We start from the raw sequence: 19,549 nt of genomic DNA, 5'->3' as shown, positions 1-19,549 counted from the left end.
AGCCTGATTACGCCCGCGGCTCTCTCCGGATGCTTACGCTCCCCGTGCGGGAGCGTGGATAGAAACGGGATGGACGAGGCCTACAAAGCATTTCAGCCCCCGGTCGCTCCCCGTGCGGGAGCGTGGATAGAAACTATGTCAGACGATGATGCGGCCTGTATCTGTGCGTCGCTCCCCGTGCGGGAGCGTGGATAGAAACGTGCTCTCTCTGATGCTGGCTTGGAACTCACGCAGTCGCTCCCCGTGCGGGAGCGTGGATAGAAACCAAAATGAAAGCCTGCCGTTGCCGGTCGTATCCGTCGCTCCCCGTGCGGGAGCGTGGATAGAAACGTCTGGATAGACCGTGCCGCATTGTTGCCCAGAGGTCGCTCCCCGTGCGGGAGCGTGGATAGAAACTATGATCTTGCCTGTAAGGCTGATTTGGTTGTTGGTCGCTCCCCGTGCGGGAGCGTGGATAGAAACACAGAAATTGGCAAAGGCCATTGCGCCCATTGCCCGTCGCTCCCCGTGCGGGAGCGTGGATAGAAACCCAAAAATGTTTGCGATGATGGATAAAGGTGAGATGTCGCTCCCCGTGCGGGAGCGTGGATAGAAACCAGTGGTTCGAGGGGGGCGCTGTCTCCGGCGCGTGTCGCTCCCCGTGCGGGAGCGTGGATAGAAACCGTCAACAGATAACGGGACGGTAGCTCTGGATAGTCGCTCCCCGTGCGGGAGCGTGGATAGAAACATGATAAGGTGGGGGATGTAGGCTTGCCTGTGTTGGTCGCTCCCCGTGCGGGAGCGTGGATAGAAACCCCTATCGTGGCATGCTGGAATGGCAAGAACAGTGTCGCTCCCCGTGCGGGAGCGTGGATAGAAACCAGATAGATTGTTGCTGGCATCACCGACAATATCGTCGCTCCCCGTGCGGGAGCGTGGATAGAAACAAATACCCGGAGCCGGGGTGGGAAGAACGGGCACGGTCGCTCCCCGTGCGGGAGCGTGGATAGAAACTTTCTGCTGATTCCATTCCAGTCCGATATCGTAGGTCGCTCCCCGTGCGGGAGTGTGGATAGAAACTGCCTGTTCATAAGCTGTTTCGCTCCGCGTTGTGCGGATCGGTAGCCGGGGGAGGGCGAGTCTTATAGTGCCGTTGTGGTGGCGGGTGCTTTCTCTCCCCTGTGGCCGTCTTCTGTATTCAGGAAAACACGATTGTGCGGCGGCCGTTTAGCATAACACGTTGTTCCACATGCAGTTTTACCGCGCGGGCCAGAACTTGCGATTCAACGCCCCGGCCTGTAGCAATGTAGTCCTCGGGGGAGAGGTTGTGGGTGACGCGGGCGGTTTCCTGCTCAATGATAGGCCCTTCATCCAGATCAGCCGTTACGTAATGGGCCGTGGCGCCAATCAGCTTTACCCCGCGCGCGTAAGCCTGATGGTAAGGGCGTGCGCCCTTGAAGGAAGGCAGGAAGGAGTGGTGGATGTTGATGATCTGTCCGCTCATTTCAGCGGAAAGCCGGTCAGAGAGCACCTGCATGTATCGGGCCAGAACAATCAGGGAGGCCCCTGTTTCCTTCACTAATGCCCGCAGCTTGTCTTCCTGCTCGGTCTTGTTTTCTTTGTTTACCGGCCAGTAATAATACGGAATACCCGCCTGCGCGGCAGTTTGGGCACTGTCCTGATGGTTGGAGACAATGGCGACAATTTCCGCCCGCAGCCAGTTGACGCGCACCTGATACAGAAGATTGAGTAGGGCATGGTCAAAGCGGGACACCATGATGATGATGCGCGGCAGCACGCTGGCATCATGCAGGCGCATGGTCATGCTGAATTCCTCCGCCACCGGGCTCAGGCAGCGCTCCATGTCCGCAAGGCTGTTGGTGCGGGGCGCCACAAAGGCCAGCCGCATGAACAACGTGCCGGTATCTGGATCACTGAACTGGTGGGTTTCAGCGATATTGGCCCCTTTTTCGGCCAGAACGGAGGAAATGGCCGCCACAATGCCGGGGCGGTCCGGGCAGGAAAAGGTGAGAATGAAGTGCATGGACCTGTGTGGTTATCCCCGTCTGGATGATACGGGCTGACCTGCTCCCTGGTGCGGATGCAAACCGGGCAGGGCCAGCGTTGGTTTGGTGGCCTCTTGTGCCAAGGCGCGCGGCGGTCTGCAACTGGACGATGGATAACGCTTGACAAAATCAAAGCCTGTAAAAACCGCCCCCAGGGATGTGGATGAGTTGGCATTTGTTCGAATCGTCACACTTCTGCCACGTCAAGCCTGTTTCGGTCTGAGTCCGCAGGAAAAGCCACAAACCCCAGAAAACCGCCATTTTTTGTATATTGAAGTGTGACAGAACAATGACTCTTATCCACAGAAACCGGGGATAGGGTGTGGGAAAACTCTGTGGATAGTTTTCTGATGCACAGGTGTACAGCCTGTTTCTGACACGTTTCCCGGTTTGTTCTTTTGCCCGGCCAGAAGAACTGCGGGAGGCCCGATAGAGACGAAAACACCCGCCGCGCGGCCAAGACGGCTCGGGTGACAGGGGTGTGTCAGCCGGTGGATTTTCCCTGCTTGGTGCCCGCTGCTCGCGCGAGTGTGAGGTGCGGGACTCTGCGTCTGTTTGGTTAAAAAAGGGAGGTGAAACTCTGCTGGTCTGGGGGCGAGGGACTTTGGCCGCAGCAACGGCCAAGCACGAAGGCACGATAATGCGGGCACATCGGGATGAAAGGCCAAGGCATGCAGTCCCACCCACGCACCTGACAGATTTTTCACTCAGTCTCCAAGCCTGGACTGTTCTGAAACAACCAGAAAAAGGAAATGCCGATGTCGGGAAATCTTTATTTCAAAGGAGCCGTAACGGGTCGGATTGCCCGGTTTTTTGAGATATTCAGGACGCAGAAGCATGTGGGGCTGAAGACGTTCTGGCTGCCCCTCCTCCTGTGCCTTGCGGCTTATGCTGCTGCGGAAAGAGCGATCATAAGCGCCGAAATGGCTGTATATTTTTATGCGTTTACTGTGCTGCTGGCTGGTATCCGGCGCGGCCTGGCGGAGGGTTTTACAAAGCCGGTGCTGCCTGCCCTGCAAGGCGGTGCAATTGGCGCATTGGGTATTGCGTTTCTGGTGCTGAGCCATCCCTTTCTGTCCGTTCATCAGGAAACACTCACGCTCATGGCGTGGCCTAGGGTCCTGGCAGAATCTGTGCTGATCGGGATGAACCTGTTTTTTTACGGTTATCTCTATGCAGGGGTGCTGAGTGAGATTTTCCTCACCACGGAAGCGCAGTGGATCAAGGGGGCGCCACGCCGCCGGGTTATTCATAAAATTGTCCGCGTGGCCATGAAAACGGAGAAACTGGAAGGTTTGCCGACCGCGCAGGCGATGATTGTGTATGCCCTGTGGGGAATTACTGTTGTGTTTGGCATTGTCCTCCAGAAATACATCAGCAGCCTGTCTTTCCTGCCTCACTAAGTTCCGGAACGGTTGAATGATGTCCGCACAAAACGAGTGCGCACATGTGTTGTTGCTGAGGGAGTGAAGGCTTTTGGCCCGTGGCAGGCTTTCAATGCTGTTTATGGAGCCGTTGAAATGCCTGCCAGTTTACTGCGGTGGACCTTCGCTTCCTAACTCTCTTGCAGGGAGGATAGATAGGACGCCAGCACAACCGCCTCATTATGTTCGGTGTCGCGGGCACCGTAGAGCAAGGTGACTGGTCCCTTTTGGGCAAGGTCCAAAATCTGGCGCACGCAGTCCGGGTTCTGGGCAAGTTCCTCCCGGTAGCGGTGCTGAAAGTCGTCCCACCGGGCGGGATCATGGCCGAACCACTGGCGCAGGGCGGTGCTGGGGGCAATGTTCTTCAGCCACAGCGTCAGGTGTGCGCGTTCCTTGCTGACACCGCGCGGCCAGAGCCGATCCACCAGAACGCGTGCACCATCGTCCGGCAGGGGGTCTTCGTACACGCGGCGAATGCGCACGGGGCCTCTTGCGGACTGTGAAGGATGGGCGTGGGGCATGGCATATCCTCTTCGTTTTTGGAGCCGGAACTGTGCGGGCGGGGCTTCAGCCGGGTGAAGAAAAAAGCGTGGGAAAGGCAAAGCGTGGCGTCAACGGTGCAGGTGAACACTCGCCGGAGAATGCGGCAAAAGGGCAGCAGAACCAGCGTCTGTGTCTCCTTGCTCCAGCGTGGCGGACTTGCGCCCGCTCTGATGGATGTGGCCTCCGCTTTACTGTTCCGTTAAAAGGCTGTTTGAAAAATTGGTCAGATCGGTCCGGTTGTTTGTTGGTGGCTGACCATGCTGGTTTTCCAAACTGAGCGTGAGACAGACCCATGTTTTCCCTGATAATAAGGGAGGTCATAAGTCTGCCTCTGGTGGTCAGGCTCAGGCGGCGCAGAGGGCATCTTCTACTGTGGTAGCGGGGCCGAATACCTCATGGCGCAGGCGGTTTTCCGGAACGCCCGCCGCTTTCAGGCCGGAGATCATGTCCTGCATGAAGCCTTCTGGTCCGCAGATGTAATACACGGCGTCAGGTGCAGTATTGGCGCGCACCCACTCCACAGTCACGCGGCCCTGATGGGCGGTTGTGCCAGCAGTCTGCTCTGTCGGGAGCGGACCATGGCTGTAGAACACATCGGCTTTGATAGCCCCTTTGGTCGCAAGGGCGCGGATATGGGGGCCGAAGGCTTCGGTCTGGGCGGAGTGCGTGCCGTGGATGTAGTGCAGGCCGGAAGCAGCACCTGTTTGCGCGCCAATGTCTGCGGTCAGTGTATCCACCATGGACTGGAAAGGCGTCAGCCCCACGCCAGCGCTCAGTAGCACAATGGGGGCAGCAACAGGTGTGGGCAGAGTGAAGGACCCGGCAGGGGCGGATACCAGCAACTCCGTGCCCACAACCGCGCTGTCATGCAGCCAGTTGGAGACAAGCCCCTCAGGCTGACGGCGCACGCTGATACGGTAGCCTTTCTGGCTGGGTGCGGAGGAAATGCTGTAGTTCCGCCGCTGGGAACCCTGTTCCGGCACGGTGATGTTGAAGCTGAGATACTGGCCCGGTTTGTGCGGCAGCACGGGTTTGCCGTCCGTTGGTTCCAGATCAAAGGACATCACGGTTTCGCTCTCCGCCACGCGGTTGCGGATGGTAAAGGCGCGCCAGCCGGTCCAGCCGCCGGGGGCGTCCGCGTTGGCGGTGTAAAGCTGGGCTTCCCGGTTGATCAGCACATCGGCCAGAAACTGATAGCCCTTGGCCCACGCATCCATGATCTCCGGCGTGGCGGCATCGCCCAGCACATGCTTGATGGCCCCCAGCAGGGCAGTGCCGACATGCGGGTAGTGTTCGGGCAGAATGTTCAGGCCCACATGTTTTTCCGCAATGCGTTCCACCATGCCGCCCAGCTTGCCCAGATCATTGATGTTGCGGGCATACATCAGAACGGCCAAAGCCAGCGCCGTGGGCTGTTCTCCATTTTTCTGGTGTGACCGATTGAACAGCGCGCTGATGGCAGGGTCTGCCAGCAGGCGGGCATACATCTCCCGCGTGATGTCCAGCCCGTGCGCCTCAAGGGCGGGCACGCAGGCGGTGATGATGGCGCGGGTGGTGTCGTCAAGCTGGGGAGCCATAGGAGTCTGTGCCTTTAAAGATGTAAATTACATACATCTTATTGAGCGCTGGAAAAAAGATGTCAAGGTGATGTATCTTTACGCATGCGTCTGACCCTTTACACAGATTACGCCCTGCGCACGCTGCTCTATCTGGGCGTGCATGCAGACCGCCGTGTCTCCATACGGGAGGTGGCGGAGGCCTATGGCATTTCAGAAAACCATCTGGTGAAGGTGATCCATCACCTTGGCCGGGGCGGCTTTGTGGATACGCTGCGGGGCCGGGGTGGTGGCCTGATGCTGGCCCGCCCTGCCGATCAGATCAATGTGGGGGATGTGGTGCGCCACACGGAGGAAGACATGGCCCTTGTGGGCTGCATGAGCCCTCCCGGCGTACCCTCCGGTTCAGCCCCTCTGGCGGGCGGTAAATCTGCTGCTTTTGGGGCAGGCGGGTGCCTTCTGGCCAATGCCTGCCATCTGCGTGGCGTGCTGGGCGAGGCGCTCGGCGCGTTCATGTCTGTGCTCGATAGCCGCACTCTGGCCGATCTTTTAACCCCTTATGAGCGGAAAGTTCTGATGCAGGCTGGACCAAGTGAAACCCCGGCCAACGCGCTGAAAACTGCGGAAAAAGTGGCCTGACACCCTGCCGCTACTCCCCTTTGGGGCGGACACATGCGGAAAAAACACGGGGGACGGGATTAAAAACAGGCCTTTCTTCCTCTATGCAACGGGCGGCTTAACTCAGAAGGTCTGTCCGTTTCCTCATGCTCCACTTCACGCCTGATTCACCACTTTCAATCGCCATGCTGGCTCTCTGTGGCGTGCTGGTATGCGTGTTCGAGTTCGTGAACGGCTTTCATGACACCGCAAACGCGGTGGCGACGGTCATTTACACCCGCTCCCTCCGGCCTGCCGTGGCGGTGGTGCTTTCCGGTATCATGAATTTTCTGGGGGTGCTGGCAGGTGGCCTGAGTGTGGCCTATGCGCTGGTGGAATTGCTGCCACCTGATGCGCTCTCCCCACCCGATGGTGCGCCCGCTGTGCCCATGCTGCTGGCTATGTTTGGCACGGCGCTGACATGGAACCTGTTCACATGGCGGGCGGGTATTCCCAACTCCAGTTCTCATTGTGTGATCGGGGCCATTGTGGGGGTGGCTATTGGCGATTCCTTCCTGCACGGCCGCCATCTGGGCGATGGGGTGGACTGGCAACAGGTGACAAAGGTGCTGGAGGCGCTGGCTTTCTCGCCCGTTCTGGGGCTGGTGGGGGCAGGGCTTCTGTATCAGGTGCTGCGCGCTGTGGTGAAAGACCCCGCCCTATATCAGCCGCCGCCCGAGGGTGATGCGCCGCCAAGCGGGTGGGTGCGCTGGCTGCTGGTGGGCACCTGTAGCGCCGTCAGCTTCTCCCACGGCAGCAATGATGGACAGAAGAGCATCGGGCTGATCATGCTTACCGTGGTGGGCCTGTGGCCCGCCCTCTATGCGCTGAACCCGCATGAGGCGCATCGCCTGCCGCTGGCCCCTGCCCATGCGGTCCAGATGCAGCAGATTCTGGAGCAGTACGATCATGACGGCCTCCGCGCCGATGCCCTTGCGGCTGCGGCCCGCCTGCGCGCCCAGAGCGAGACTGCGGAAAATCCAGTCGCCTCCCAAACCGCACAGGGGGCAGCGGCCCCGCAGGCTGGCCAGACGGACGCCGCCTTGGCCGTAGTGCAGCGTGGAGATGTGTTTCAGGTTGTGGCGGGGCTGAAGAAGGTGATGCATCAGGCGGCGGTTCCGGCCCCGGTCAAGGCTACAGCCAAAGCCTTGCAGGCGGAGTTGAAGCCGGTGGTGGAATTTGCGCCATGGTGGGTACGCCTGCTGAGCGCGGCCTGCCTGAGCCTTGGCACCATGATTGGCTACCAGCGGATTGTGCGCACACTGGGCGAAAAAATTGGCCGTACGCATCTGACTCCAGCCCAAGGGGCCTCGGCTGAACTGGTGGGGGCCGGGCTTATTCTTACTGCCGGTTATACGGGGCTGCCAGTCAGCACCACGCATATTGTCACCGCCGGTATTGCAGGCAGCATGATGGGTTCTGGCAGTGGCGTGCAGCGCGGCATGGTGGGCCGTATTGTGCTGGCATGGCTGGCCACGCTGCCCGTTACCATCATTCTGGCCGCCGTGCTGTTTTACGTGCTGAGCCTGTAACCCCCATATCTTCTGACTGATGAAAAAGGGTGTGAGGGGGCTCTCACACCTGTTAACAGATTGCGCCCCCTGCCTCCTGATACGGCTGTTCCGAACCTCGGCGTAACGGGGGGTTTCCAGCAGCAACCCCCTTCTGTTCAGTGATAAAAATATGCGGCTGTGTGTGCTGATACGGCTCTTGTGTGGCATGGCGTGAAAGAGCGTTTCTAGCCGGAGCTCTTTTTTGTCTGGTGGTAAGGATATGCCATTGTATGGCCGCGCTGTTCTTCCGGTGGGATTGGGTATTTTTAATCGCACGGATCTTCTACGCGCTGAGAAGGGCGTTCTGCCGCGTGTTGTGCCGCTGTTACACGCTCCAGAAGGTCAGCGTGTTCTATGCCCCAGTGGTAAAGCATTTCGATGGGTTCAATAAATTTCTGGCCCATTTCTGTCAGGCTGTATTCCACAACGGGCGGCATGATCTGCTGCACCGTGCGGGCTATGAGGCCCGCCTGTTCAAGCTCGCGTAGGGTTTGCGTCATCATCTTTTTGGAAAGATCGGGGATACTGCGTAGCAGGTGGCCGGGGCGGGAGGAGCCACCCAGCAGATGCAGCGTATGCAATACCATGGTGGTCCATTTGCCGTTGAACAGCCGCAACAGGCGGCGCGGGGCGCAGTGCTCGTCAAACGGGGCGGTGCGGTAGGCGGCGGGAAGTTCAGGCATGGCGGTATGGGAACCTTTTGGTGTCCGGGGCACAAAAGAGTGCCGTATTGTGAGATCAGAGGCAAGCCGCCATTCTCTGTTCAGGCCCGGCGTGCCGGCATTGGCTGGCGCGGGTATTCTGAGTGTTGCAATAGGGAAAAACCAATATGGCACATCGTGCTCTTGTGGTCGGTTCAACCGGTATCATCGGGCAGGCGCTGACCAACCGTCTGCTGGCGGAAGGATGGGTGGTTCACGGTCTGGCCCGCACCCCTCGGCAGGACGGCGGCAGTCTGCCCGTGGCGGCGGATCTGCTGAACGTGGAGGCCCTGCGCACCGCTCTGGCGGACGTGCGGCCAACCCACGTGTTTTTCTGCACATGGACACGCCGCGCTACGGAGCGTGAAAACTGCATTGCCAACGCGGCCATGGTGCGCAACGTGTTTGAGGCCCTGCCAGCACCAGCGGACATTGCCCATGCCGCCCTTGTAACCGGCCTTAAACACTACCTTGGCCCGTTTGAAGCCTATACCAAAGGGGCAGCACCAGAAACGCCTTTCCGTGAATCCATGCCCCGGCTGGATGTGGAAAATTTCTATTACACGCAGGAAGATGAACTGTATCAGGCCGCAGAAAAACACGGTTTTACATGGAGCGTGCATCGCCCCCATACCGTGATTGGCTACGCCATTGGCAATGTGATGAACATGGCCAGCACGCTTGCCGTGTATGCCACGCTCTGCCGGGAGACAGGCCGCCCGTTCGTGTTTCCCGGTTCTGCCGTGCAGTGGCATGGTCTGACCGATGTAACAGATGCGCGCCAGCTTTCCGCGCATCTGCTGTGGGCCGCAACATCCGCCGCCGGACAGAATGAGGCTTTCAATGTGGTCAACGGAGATGTGTTCCGCTGGAAATGGCTCTGGCCCCAGATTGCGGCATGGTTTGGCATTGAAGCAGCGCCCATGCCCGCAGAAACAACGCCGCTTGAACCCCGCATGGCTGGCGAGGCCGCAACCTGGGCGGAGATCAGCGCCAGATACACGCTGCGCGAGCCTGATCTGGCCCGTCTTGCCTCTGCCTGGCACACGGATGCCGATCTGGGCCGCCCTGTGGAATGTGTGACGGATATGACCAAAAGCCGCCTGGCCGGTTTCACCCGTTATCAGGCCACCTCTGCGTCTTTCTTTGATGTGTTTGAACGCCTGCGGGCTGAACGCTTCATTCCGTAAGACGCCAACCTGTGCCCGCCTGAACACGTGTTGTATTGCTGGCCCGAGACGAAGTGGGCACATTCTGATGTGAAGCTGAAAAGCGACGATAAATTTCAGCAAACGCACGCTGATATAAGGCACTGGCGGAGAGGGAGGCACTCTGTGCCGGCAGGGCGGAGAGCATCAGGTCTGTCCTGTTGAAAGGACTGCTTCCCTGTCTCCCAGTCTCCCTGTCTGCCAAAATGCCATTCCGCTGAGGCCCAATGGCGCGCGAGGCCCGACTGCTAACGGTGTGATGGCGGGCTGTGCCTGTCGTCCGCTTTCGGCTCAGGCCCCATGCTTTTGCGCGGGGGCCAGTTTGTCCGGGCTGGGGCTGGCGGCTTCAAAAGGATGAGGAAGCAGAGGGCGGCCTCACAAACAAAAACAGGCACGGAACCATCGGGGCGGAGGGCTACCCCGGATGGTCCGTGCCTGTAGAAAGGTGCCCGTTTTTGAAGTGGGCTTTAGAAAAAGAACGTTAGCCTTGTTTCTGCACTTTCCAGCCGGTTTCCTGCAGGCGGAAGGAGAGCAGAATAGCAATCACAATCCCGACCACCAGCGGCAGGAAGGCACGGTGGAACAGGGCCATGCTGTCCGTATCGCCGCCAGACATCAGGGCGGACACCAGCGGAGACATAACGCCTGTTGTGCCGAACACCAGAAAGTTCATGACGCCCGCAGCCGTGCCTTTGACTTCCGGCGGGTTCACTTCCTTCATGGAGGAGAACGGGATCATGGCGGCCCCGGAGGCAATGCCCATGACCAGCGCCACGGAATAGCGAGGCAGAACACCAACCGGCACATACAGCGCGCAGAGGGAGGCCGCCAGCAGCACCACAGCGCCCCCAATCAGCACCGGCTTGCGCAGGCCGATCTTGTCAGAAATCCAGCCAAGCAGCGGGCAGCCAATCACCCAGCCAATGGGCACCATGGACACATCAGATGCGGCAAAAGCCATGGTTACATGCTCACCTTTGTTGAGCATGGAAGCGCCCCAGCCCAGTGCGCCAATGGTGGTGGGCACAAACAGCAGGCCGCCAATAATCCCGGCAAACCAGCTTTGCGGGTTGCTGAAGATGATGCGGAACGGCTTGAACAGGTTGGCAGCGGAAAGATGGCCGTGGTGGGCGGCGCTATCACCTGAATCGCGCGGCATGACAAACCATGTGGCAATGGCCAGACACACGCCAATCACGCCAAAGCCCAGCCAGACTGTCTGCCATGGAATATGAAAGGAGCCGTTGGGGTCAATCAGAATACGGGTAGGTTTGGACCCGAAAGCTGCGCCGGCCATGCCAAGGCACTGCGTAAGCCCCACAAACAGGGCCAGCGTGCGGGCAGGCAGATAACGCGCCGCCACGTAGGATGACCCAACAAACGCGCAGATGGCCCCCAGCGCCTGAATGACATAGCCACCAATGCCTGCGGCCACACTACCCTGCGCAAAGATAAGGCAGCCAACACTGGTAATGGCAATTCCAATCGGCATGGTGGCGTGCGCGCCATAACGGTCAAGCAGCACACCCACGGCCAGCGCGGCCAGTGCGTACACAATATAATAGGAGGCAATCATCAGCCCCAGATGGCTGTTGCCCCAGGCCTGTGTCAGCTCATCCTGCATAATGCCGGGGGCAGAGCGGATGGCGTATTGATAGAAGTAGAATAACGCGCACAAAAACCACGCCAGCACATAAAGCGGCTGTATTTTTTGCGGCTGGCCAGCCTGTGCACTGTTCGGCAACGGCGTGGTGTTGGGCGTTTTGGAAGCCGACATGAAAAATTCCGGTATTTCAGCGGGGATGCCCCCATGCCCCGCCAGAGGCGGAAGCATGGGCACAGCCGGTTAAGTTATTTTGCAGGCGGACGGCCGTTTGCTGCGGCCACGTGGCGGCCCCAGGAAATCAGTTCCGGCGTGCAGTCATCACGCGGGATCACGCATTCAATCAGGGTGGGGCCTTCCTTGTTGTCCAGCGCCACTTTTACGGCATCAGCCAGTTCGCCCGCCGTGGTGGCGCGCAGACCCTTGCCTTTGCCATCTTCCGCATTGAACGCGCTGATAATGCCAGCGTAGTCCCAGTTCTTGATGTTGTTGTACGGGCCATCATGAATTTCAACTTCAATGGTGTACCCGGCGTTGTTGATCAGGAAGATGATCACCGGCAGCTTGCGGCGGATCATCTGCGCCACTTCCTGCGCGGTCAGCTGGAAGGAGCCATCACCCACCATCAGAATGGTGCGGCGTTCCGGTGCACCCACGGCGTAACCAAACGCTGCGGGAACGGACCAGCCAATGTGCCCCCACTGCATTTCAAATTCCACACGGGCACCGCGCGGCAGTTTGGTGCGCACCACGTTGAACCAGGAATCCCCGGTTTCACCAACAATGGTGGTGTCAGGCGTGACAATACCCTGCAGGGCGTGCTGGATATCAGCGCGGGTCAGTTTGTCATCGCCGCTGCCAACGGTTTCCGTAATGGTGCCGTTGTGAACACGCTTGTACTGAACCAGCGTGGAGTCTTTCTTCGGCTTGTTCTTGAAGTGCTCGGCCAGCGCTTCCAGCAGTTCCTTCAGGTGGATGTTGTCAAAGGAATAGCCGTGCAATTTGGTAATGTTCTTGTCCAGCACCGCCACGTTCGGGCCTTTGGGCCATGCGGTCCAGCCTTCTGTGGAGTAATCATTAAAGATGGGGGCCAGAGCGATAATGCTGTCTGTCCAGTTGAAGATTTCATTCACGCCGGGGGTGGAGGCGCTGCCCCAGTAGGTGCCCACATAACCGGGGTGATCTTCAGGGAAGAAGCTTTTGGCCGCGGCCATGGTGGCCACAACGCACCCCAGAGCATCCGCCAGTTTGATGGCGGCTTCTTCCGCACCGGCGGCGCGCAGGCGGCTGCCGATCAGGATGGCGGGTTTTTCATGCTTTTCAATGAAGGCTGCCACGGCTGCTACGGCGGCATCCAGCGTGTCCTTGTTGGACGGACGCTCATCCAGCACGGCGCTGATGGGGCCGGGTGCGGCGCAGGGCTGTGCGGAAATATTGCACGCAATTTCAATGTAAGCCGGTTTCTTTTCACGCAGCGCGGTGCGGATGGCGTGGTCGATCTTTTCCGGCGCATCTTCGGCTGATGTGATGGAAACAGCAGCGCAGGTCAGCTTTTCTGCAATTTCCAACTGGTAGCCATAATGCGGCACGCCAATGGTGTGGTGCAGAATGTGGCCGCTGCCGTGATCGTTCGAGTTCGGTGCGCCAGAAATCAGAATAACCGGCAGGTTTTCAGCATTTGCGCCACCAATGGCGTTCAGTGCGGAAAACGCGCCAACGTTGAAGGTGACAACTGCGGCACCTGCGCCGTTTGCACGGGCGTAGCCTTCTGCGGAGAAACCGCAGTTCAGTTCGTTACAGCAGTAAACCTGTTCACAATCCTTGTTCATCAGAAGCTGGTCAAGCAGCACAAGGTTGTAATCACCCGCTACGGCAAAGTGGTGTTTGAGCCCGATCTGTGAGAGACGTTCGGCAAGATAGGTGCCTACAGTATAAGACATGTTTTTCTTTCTCCTTGGTGGATGATCGTGAGATCCCACTTACTGGAACGGAAGATACCGGAAGGTAACGTAAACCGTGTTGCCCTCTGTTGTGGGGTAAACACTGTTTCCGGCACCATCATTGCCCCGGAAGGCAAATTTCCGAATATAGGTATATTGCAGGCCAGCCATTACACTGCCGTAGTGGCCCTGCATGAAGTGCCACCATCCCCCTGCGGTCAGGGAGGCGAGGGTGCGCGTCTGGGCGTTACAGGTGCCGAACTCAATATCGCACCCACCCAGATCCAGATCTGTCACGCCATAGCCGTACTGGTGGCCATCAGCCCCCATGTACCGCTTGCGTCCTGCCGTTTCCACACCGCCATAGGTATAGAGCAGCACGGAGGAGGTGGGATGCCCGATTAACCCCAGAGATCCCATCATTTCCGGCACGGGGGAAAGCTGGCCGCGGCCATTGAAGGTGGTGTCTGGCAGCAGGCTTGGCCCATAGCGGCCAATGCCATCCCCGGCCAGAACATTGCCTGCCAGTTGCAGTTTTTTGGTGCCCAGCGGCATGGTCATGCCCGCGCCAACACCGCCGCCAAAGGTGGTGTGTTTCTTGGTGGTGGAGGCACCGGGCGCCACAGAAAGAGACCGGAACCAGCGCGCCAGCCCGAACACTTCATAATGCCCGAAGGAGGTATCCGCCGCCCCTTTCACAATAATGTCAGGCACCGGGTTGTCGGTATATTGCGTGGCGGAATTGAGTAGAACACCACCCGGATTGGAATAATACACCCGCGCGCCATGGGCCTGCCCATAAGCGGCGGGCAGTGTATCGCCTGACGCGAAAGAGGAGGAGAACCCGACAGTTGCCTGCGGGTCTTCAATGGAAAGGCCCAGCCAGTATTTCTGGTTCCAGTCCTTGCCAATGCGGATCTGCGGCACGCGGGTAAAGCTGATACCCGGAATCTGGTTGTTGTCCGTTACGGCGGGAAGCTGTTCCTGCCGGGGCAGAATGCCCTTGGCGTAGTTGGTGGCAAGGCTCCATGCCTGACCCATCAGCAGATGAAAGCCCCAGTCTTTTTCCGTAAAGGTGAAGTAGCCCTGCCGCAGGCGGGGGGTGTACCCGCTGATCTGCACGCTGTTACTGGTGCCCGCAGCACCCGCGAAGTCACTTTCCACATAAGCCTGAAGCCGCACGGATTTGGAGGGATTGGCCTCCATCAGCACGGACATACGGCTAAGCTGTGCCGAAAGCCGTTCTTCATCCAGCCCGTGGTTGGGGCTGTTGGCGTACGGAAAATTGCCCCATGCCGTGGCGGGGCCGCTGCTCATGTTGGAACTGCGCCAGATGTTGGAGAGTTCAACAAACCCACCAAGGCGCACGGAAATGCCGCCAATGCTGAAAATGGGCGGCAGCGTATCCACCGCCGTCTGGGTAATGGCCTGCGGGCTTGATGAAGAAAGATCAATATTGGAGCGTGTTTTTTGCGGATCATCCGCTTCAGGCATCCATTGAAACCCCAGCGGGCCACCGCCTGCGGTCTGGGATTTGAACGGAAGCCCGGCCGTTGCCGTGCGCGGGGGCGCCATATCTGGCGAAAACCGGATGGACGGATCAACCGGCCCTTCGGAAAGGCTATGCGGCTGGGCTGTAAACCCACCATTGCTTGCGGTGATGGTGTTGGTAGAACCCACGCGCCCTGCGCGGGTGGAGGCGGTGCGTGTTGACTTGGGGAGTCCCTGTTTGTGGGCCTGACGCTGTTCTATGGCCTCCACCTGTGCGGCCAGCTTGCGCATTTGTGCCTTGATAGCCGCCAGTTCCTGTGCATCATCCGCCCAGCCCAGAACGGGTTTGTTAAACATGCAGAAAATGGCAGTGCCAATCAGCAACCGGGTTTCCAGCTTTTTCTTGCTAGTCCTGTTTTGTGAAACGGCAGAGGTCACGCCTGGTCCTTCGGGAATGTACTCTTGCAAAAGAGAGTGAGGTCTGTCTGACGGTGTTTGGTGGGCAGAGACATTGATCTGAATCAATGATTACAAGATAGTAATTATAACAAAAAACACATCTCGCCCCTATCTATTGGTTTTTCTAAAAAAATATTGCCTACACAACAGATATTAAAGTTTTATTTAAGAAGGAAATGCGGTTGCGTTTGTGGCAACACACCGTGGCAAGCACGTTTCCCTTCACTTTTGGTAATGTTACCCCATACGTTCCGGTTTTGACAGAAAAAAATGACACATCTGTCAGAAAATGGGGAAGGGCAGACCGTACCCTCAAAAACCTGAACTGAGGGGGTGCGCAAAAAGCCAGCACGCGAAGGCTGGCTGGGACGGTGAGCGGCCAGACACGGCGAACCGGAAGGCAGGATGCTCCACCATGGGGTGTGCACCCATGGCAACCATCCTCCAAGAAAGGCGCGCAGCGTCGCGCAGAAAAAAGTGCGACAGACGGACCTGAGCGATCCTTCAATCGCCCACCATGGTGCTACGGAACACTCTTACAGAACGCGAGGAAAGGGCGAAAATCTCTTCATCAGGACGAGAGATTTTCAAATGTCTTCTTTCAGACTAAGCCCGATGTTTACCGCATGATCCATTGTCTGCGGGCGGGGTTGCGCTGTTCCCAGCCTTTGCGCTCCAGTTCTGGCGTATCCGCCTGTTCCTGCGGATAACCCACACACAAATAGGCCAGAAACTGCCAGTTGGGGTTGACGCACAGGGTGCTTGCGGCCTGCTGCGGGTTCAGGATGGAAACCCACCCCACCCCAACGCCCTGTGCCGTGGCGGCCAGCCAGAACGTATGAATGGCCATGACGGCAGACCACACCGTGGTTTCCGGCATGGTGCCCCGGCCCAGCCCGCGCCCCTGTTCCGGGGCGGTATCACAGAACACGGCAATCTGGTGCGGTGCATCATCCAGCCCCGCCAGCTTGAGGGTGGCGTAACGCTGGGCATCTTCCCCGCCGTGGCCGGAAAGGGCCCGTGTATTGCACCGGGCAAAATTCGCGCGGATGGCGGCGCGGCGGTCTGCGTGTTCCACGCGCACAAAACGCCATGGCTCGCTAAGGCCGACGGAGGGAGAAAGGCAGGCGGTGTGCAGCAGGTGGTCCAGCACGGCGTCAGGAACGGGGTCTGTGCGGAAATGGCGCACGTCCCGCCGCCATGTAAAAAGCTGATCAAGCTGGGTGCGGAACAGGGGGGTGAACAGGGATGGTGTCTCAGAAGCGTGTGTGGTCATAGCGCAATCATGGAGAGTACGGCGGCTGCCAGCAAGAGCACGCTCAGCAGGGCACACGCCCGTCTGTAAAGCACCAGCCCGCGGTCCAGATCATCTACCGTGGCGTTGGGGGTGCCATCGCCCATCCACACATCATCCACCCGTGTGCCGCCATATTGGCGGGGGCCCGCCAGCCGCAGGCCGAGCGCACCGGCCATGGCGGCTTCCGGCCAGCCTGCGTTGGGGGAGCGATGGCCCGGTGCATCCCGCCGCACGGCGGCTCTGGCCTGCGCGCGCCGTTCCGTCGGGGCGGCCCAGATCAGGCACAGGGCCGCAAGGCGGGAGGCAGGCAGGTTGATCATGTCATCCACCGTGGCGGCGGCCATGCCAAAGGCGGCATGGCGTGGGGTAAGGTGGCCGATCATGCTGTCCGCCGTGTTGACGGCTTTATAGAAAACCGCCCCCGGCAGCCCGAACAGCGCGGCCCATACCAGCGGCGCCACCACACCATCTGAAAAATTTTCGGCCAGACTTTCCAGTGCGGCCCGCACCACGCCAGCTTCATCCAGCACGCGGGTGTCCCGCCCCACAATCTGCGCCACAGCCTGCCGTCCTGCCGCCAGCCCTTCACGCCGCAGGGCCGTGCCAACGGCCCGCACATGTGTCCAGAGAGATTTCTGCGCCACCAGCGCTGTGGTCAGAACACCCTGCACCACAATCATGACAGGGGGAGGCAACACCGCATACCCGATCTGAAGCACAAGGCTGACAACAGTAAGCGGCACCAGCACAATCACCACCAGCGCCAGTATCCCCATCCAGCGGCGTTTGCGCTCGGAGTATTCAGGCAGGTTGAGGGCCGTGTCCAGCCTGTCTATCAACGTGCCAATCCACATGACAGGATGCCCGATGGCCCCCAGCAGAACGGCCGGGTAGCCCCATAGGCTTTCCAGTATGGCGGCCAGTGCGGCCACAGGCAGAGTGGTGACGAGAGGAAAGAACAGCATGCGGGCAGGAGGCTCACAACTCAGGCCGGACGAGCAGGAACACTCATACCAGCCGCCAGAACGGGAGAGCGGACGCACACGCGGCCAGCCCATGGCGCAAGGTGGTAACACATATGCCGCATTGCTACAGCCTGGCACACCCGCCTTGCCAGCAGTATTCTCTCAATCGGGCTTTGTGCGGCAGAACCCGATGCTCCTGCCAACGGAGTGCCCCCGTGTTGGTTCCGCTGTGTCTGGCATGGTAGGGGCTACCGTTCTTCCGCAGGCAGGCGCAAAGGGTGACGGTATGCCGCAGACAGACCCAGAAGGTGCGGTCAGTTCAACAGGTTCAGCAGCGCGAGACGGTCTTCCGGATTATGCGGCAGCCCCGCAGAGCGACGGCCTGCCCGATATCCCCGCCCATGGGGGGCAGGTGCGGGCGGTGATGCAGCATTTTCCCACCGCGCCCCGGCCTTTTTTTGATCTTTCAACCGGTATCAGCCCGTTTGCCTATCCGCTTGCGGTGCCGGAAGCCGCTGCTTTCACCCGCTTGCCCGAAGAGGATGAGGAAGCCGATCTGCGCGCCGCCGCCGCACAGGCCTATGGTGTGGCAGATGCCGCGATGGTTGTGAGCGGTGCCGGCAGCCAGAGTCTGATAGCCCTGTTGCCGTTTGTGTTGCCCGCGCAGCGCGTGTGCCTGCTGGGGCCAACCTATTCCGGCCACCGGCTGGCGTGGCAGGGGCAGGGTATAGCGGTGACGCAGGTGGATGCGCCGGAGCATCTGCATGAAGCCGCAATCCAGCCCGGTACGGTGTGCGTGGTGTGCAACCCCAATAATCCGGATGGACGGGAGATACCTGCGGCGCAATTGCGGCTGCTGGCGGACCAGTGCGGGCAGCATGGCAGTCTGCTGGTGGTGGATGAAGCCTTTGCTGATTTTGGCACCCAGACAGTCGCCCCCTTGCTGCCCCACCTCGCGCTGGTGGTGTTGCGCTCCTTTGGCAAGACGTATGGGCTGCCCGGTGTGCGGCTGGGCTTTCTGTTGGCAGAGCCGGTTTTGGCGGCGCAGGCGCGGGCTGTGCTGGGCAGTTGGCCGGTGGGCTGCGTGGGGCTGGCTGCCGGGCGGCAGGCGTTGCGTGATACGGCATGGTTGAACCACGGCCGTCAGCAGGCGGAGCGCGCCCATGCCCGCCTGACCACACTGTTGCGGCAGGCCGGGTTGGCGTGTTTCGGGCAGGCCAGTCTGTTCACGCTGGTCACACTTCCGCAGGCTCCGGCTTTGTGGCGGCATTTATGCCAGCACGGCATTGTCACCCGCATCTTCCCCGATCAGCCGGGCCGCCTGCGCATTGGTCTGCCGGGCACTGATGATGCCTGGCACCGGTTGGAAAATGCCCTGCGTGCCTGGCGTGACCAGCAGAAATGACGGCCAGCGCACCCACATCAGCACGGTCTTCCAAGCCGCTCCGGCTTTATGGTGTGGCAGCGCATCTGCCGCTGGCGGTGCGGCAGGGCTGCCTTCCGGCGCGGCATGAGCGTGGGTTTTTCCGTCACGGCCCCAGCCTTACGTCTTCTCTGGCGCAATGGGGCGCGGTGTGGCCATCTGTCGTGCTGGTGGCGGACGATGTTGAGGTGCCGGGTCTTGTCTCGCCCGAGGGTGTGCCTCTGGCGGCGCAGCGTGTGCCAGCCTTGTGCGATCGCGCCTATGGTGCATGGCACGGGCAGGCCCTACGGGATATTGCTGCGGAAAAACTGGCTGCACTTCTGCAAGATGCTGATTTCGCACCGCCGAGGGGTGAAAGTGCGCGCCAGTTTCAGGCCCGCATTGGCGCGTGGGCGGAGGGGGCAGATCTGCACGGCACGGCCCTGTTTCTGGCGCGCCCCGCCGTGGTGCGGGCCATGGCTGTGCATGTTCTGGGCGGTAACAGTGCCCTGACACAAAAGCTGGATTGCGCCCCCGGCACCCTCAGCCTGTTCACCCGGCAAGGCGGAGACTGGCGATTAAGAATGATGGGCGCACCGCTGGGTGGGGGAAACTGAACCGGGTCACAGATGAGAAAGTCATCTTGCATCCCAAGGATTTTTCAGGAAGCTGAGCCCTGAGCCCTGAGCCCTGAGCCCTGAGCCC

Annotated in this window: 15 protein-coding genes and 1 CRISPR repeat array; of the genes, 6 read left to right on the top strand and 9 right to left on the bottom strand. The window is 59.7% G+C overall.

What is annotated here, in order from left to right:
- Window positions 1-34 precede the first annotated feature (34 nt).
- Window positions 35-1,059: direct repeats of the CRISPR family, unit length 32 nt; unit sequence GTCGCTCCCCGTGCGGGAGCGTGGATAGAAAC.
- A 118-nt stretch (window positions 1,060-1,177) separates the two neighbouring features.
- Window positions 1,178-2,023 (bottom strand): formyltetrahydrofolate deformylase, encoded by an 846-nt coding sequence (gene purU, locus AD944_RS03920; protein ID WP_045541694.1) that lies wholly within the window; start codon window positions 2,021-2,023, stop codon window positions 1,178-1,180.
- Window positions 2,024-2,803: 780 nt separating this feature from the next.
- Here purU and AD944_RS03915 point away from each other — a divergent pair.
- Complete coding sequence (locus tag AD944_RS03915; RefSeq protein ID WP_145912786.1) at window positions 2,804-3,448, top strand: hypothetical protein; 645 nt, start codon at window positions 2,804-2,806, stop codon at window positions 3,446-3,448.
- Window positions 3,449-3,600: 152 nt separating this feature from the next.
- On the opposite strand, the gene AD944_RS03910 is transcribed toward AD944_RS03915, so the two are convergent.
- Both AD944_RS03910 and hmpA read right to left on the bottom strand, forming a co-directional pair.
- On the bottom strand, window positions 3,601-3,990 hold the full coding sequence (locus tag AD944_RS03910) for a DUF488 domain-containing protein (protein WP_045541692.1): 390 nt from the start codon (window positions 3,988-3,990) through the stop codon (window positions 3,601-3,603).
- Window positions 3,991-4,356: 366 nt separating this feature from the next.
- On the bottom strand, window positions 4,357-5,589 hold the full coding sequence (gene hmpA / locus AD944_RS03900; RefSeq protein ID WP_045541690.1) for an NO-inducible flavohemoprotein: 1,233 nt from the start codon (window positions 5,587-5,589) through the stop codon (window positions 4,357-4,359).
- An 84-nt stretch (window positions 5,590-5,673) separates the two neighbouring features.
- On the opposite strand from hmpA, the gene AD944_RS03895 reads away from it, so the two are divergent.
- Window positions 5,674-6,207, top strand: a complete 534-nt coding sequence (locus AD944_RS03895; protein ID WP_045541689.1) for an RrF2 family transcriptional regulator — start codon at window positions 5,674-5,676, stop codon at window positions 6,205-6,207.
- 125 nt (window positions 6,208-6,332) lie between these two features.
- The gene (locus tag AD944_RS03890) at window positions 6,333-7,757 is read left to right on the top strand and encodes an inorganic phosphate transporter (RefSeq protein WP_045541688.1); all 1,425 of its coding nucleotides are present in this window, start codon (window positions 6,333-6,335) and stop codon (window positions 7,755-7,757) included.
- A 287-nt stretch (window positions 7,758-8,044) separates the two neighbouring features.
- Here AD944_RS03890 and AD944_RS03885 read toward each other — a convergent pair whose 3' ends face one another.
- On the bottom strand, window positions 8,045-8,461 hold the full coding sequence (locus tag AD944_RS03885; RefSeq protein ID WP_045541698.1) for a winged helix-turn-helix transcriptional regulator: 417 nt from the start codon (window positions 8,459-8,461) through the stop codon (window positions 8,045-8,047).
- 146 nt (window positions 8,462-8,607) lie between these two features.
- Here AD944_RS03885 and AD944_RS03880 point away from each other — a divergent pair, with 146 nt between their 5' ends.
- Window positions 8,608-9,669 (top strand): SDR family oxidoreductase, encoded by a 1,062-nt coding sequence (locus AD944_RS03880; RefSeq protein ID WP_045541687.1) that lies wholly within the window; start codon window positions 8,608-8,610, stop codon window positions 9,667-9,669.
- 499 nt (window positions 9,670-10,168) lie between these two features.
- Here AD944_RS03880 and AD944_RS03875 read toward each other — a convergent pair whose 3' ends face one another.
- From AD944_RS03875 to cbiB, 5 genes are all read right to left on the bottom strand, one after another.
- A complete protein-coding gene (locus tag AD944_RS03875) occupies window positions 10,169-11,464 on the bottom strand; it encodes an MFS transporter (protein WP_045541697.1) in 1,296 nt (431 codons plus the stop codon).
- A 74-nt stretch (window positions 11,465-11,538) separates the two neighbouring features.
- Entirely contained in the window at window positions 11,539-13,230 is a 1,692-nt protein-coding gene (locus tag AD944_RS03870) for an alpha-keto acid decarboxylase family protein (protein WP_006559524.1), read from the bottom strand.
- Window positions 13,231-13,269: 39 nt separating this feature from the next.
- Window positions 13,270-15,078, bottom strand: a complete 1,809-nt coding sequence (locus AD944_RS03865; RefSeq protein WP_236709151.1) for a hypothetical protein — start codon at window positions 15,076-15,078, stop codon at window positions 13,270-13,272.
- 721 nt (window positions 15,079-15,799) lie between these two features.
- A complete protein-coding gene (gene bluB / locus AD944_RS03860; protein WP_045541685.1) occupies window positions 15,800-16,456 on the bottom strand; it encodes a 5,6-dimethylbenzimidazole synthase in 657 nt (218 codons plus the stop codon).
- Complete coding sequence (gene cbiB / locus AD944_RS03855) at window positions 16,453-17,442, bottom strand: adenosylcobinamide-phosphate synthase CbiB (protein WP_045541684.1); 990 nt, start codon at window positions 17,440-17,442, stop codon at window positions 16,453-16,455. The genes bluB and cbiB overlap by 4 nt, the downstream gene beginning before the upstream one ends.
- A gap of 229 nt (window positions 17,443-17,671) precedes the next feature.
- Between cbiB and cobD the strand changes: the two genes are divergently transcribed.
- Both cobD and AD944_RS03845 read left to right on the top strand, forming a co-directional pair.
- Window positions 17,672-18,847, top strand: a complete 1,176-nt coding sequence (cobD, locus tag AD944_RS03850) for a threonine-phosphate decarboxylase CobD (RefSeq protein ID WP_082741167.1) — start codon at window positions 17,672-17,674, stop codon at window positions 18,845-18,847.
- Window positions 18,844-19,461, top strand: coding sequence for a histidine phosphatase family protein (locus AD944_RS03845; protein WP_052427103.1), 618 nt, complete (start codon window positions 18,844-18,846; stop codon window positions 19,459-19,461). Before cobD ends, AD944_RS03845 begins: the two co-directional genes overlap by 4 nt.
- Window positions 19,462-19,549 lie beyond the last annotated feature (88 nt).

Origin of the sequence: Acetobacter tropicalis (genome assembly GCF_001580915.1) — a bacterium.
GTDB lineage: Bacteria > Pseudomonadota > Alphaproteobacteria > Acetobacterales > Acetobacteraceae > Acetobacter > Acetobacter tropicalis.
The sequence above is the reverse complement of the archived record's forward strand: the minus strand, read 5'-3'. Positions and strand labels throughout refer to the sequence as shown.

Coding starts and splice junctions, on each gene's coding strand:
- AD944_RS03895 (WP_045541689.1), top strand. CDS start 5,674: ATGCGTCTGACCCTTTACACAGATTACGCCCTGCGCACGCTGCTCTAT.
- AD944_RS03865 (WP_236709151.1), bottom strand. CDS start 15,078: ATGTTTAACAAACCCGTTCTGGGCTGGGCGGATGATGCACAGGAACTG.
- AD944_RS03915 (WP_145912786.1), top strand. CDS start 2,804: ATGTCGGGAAATCTTTATTTCAAAGGAGCCGTAACGGGTCGGATTGCC.
- AD944_RS03875 (WP_045541697.1), bottom strand. CDS start 11,464: ATGTCGGCTTCCAAAACGCCCAACACCACGCCGTTGCCGAACAGTGCA.
- AD944_RS03885 (WP_045541698.1), bottom strand. CDS start 8,461: ATGCCTGAACTTCCCGCCGCCTACCGCACCGCCCCGTTTGACGAGCAC.
- AD944_RS03890 (WP_045541688.1), top strand. CDS start 6,333: ATGCTCCACTTCACGCCTGATTCACCACTTTCAATCGCCATGCTGGCT.
- AD944_RS03870 (WP_006559524.1), bottom strand. CDS start 13,230: ATGTCTTATACTGTAGGCACCTATCTTGCCGAACGTCTCTCACAGATC.
- AD944_RS03880 (WP_045541687.1), top strand. CDS start 8,608: ATGGCACATCGTGCTCTTGTGGTCGGTTCAACCGGTATCATCGGGCAG.
- AD944_RS03910 (WP_045541692.1), bottom strand. CDS start 3,990: ATGCCCCACGCCCATCCTTCACAGTCCGCAAGAGGCCCCGTGCGCATT.
- hmpA (WP_045541690.1), bottom strand. CDS start 5,589: ATGGCTCCCCAGCTTGACGACACCACCCGCGCCATCATCACCGCCTGC.
- cbiB (WP_045541684.1), bottom strand. CDS start 17,442: ATGCTGTTCTTTCCTCTCGTCACCACTCTGCCTGTGGCCGCACTGGCC.
- bluB (WP_045541685.1), bottom strand. CDS start 16,456: ATGACCACACACGCTTCTGAGACACCATCCCTGTTCACCCCCCTGTTC.
- purU (WP_045541694.1), bottom strand. CDS start 2,023: ATGCACTTCATTCTCACCTTTTCCTGCCCGGACCGCCCCGGCATTGTG.
- AD944_RS03845 (WP_052427103.1), top strand. CDS start 18,844: ATGACGGCCAGCGCACCCACATCAGCACGGTCTTCCAAGCCGCTCCGG.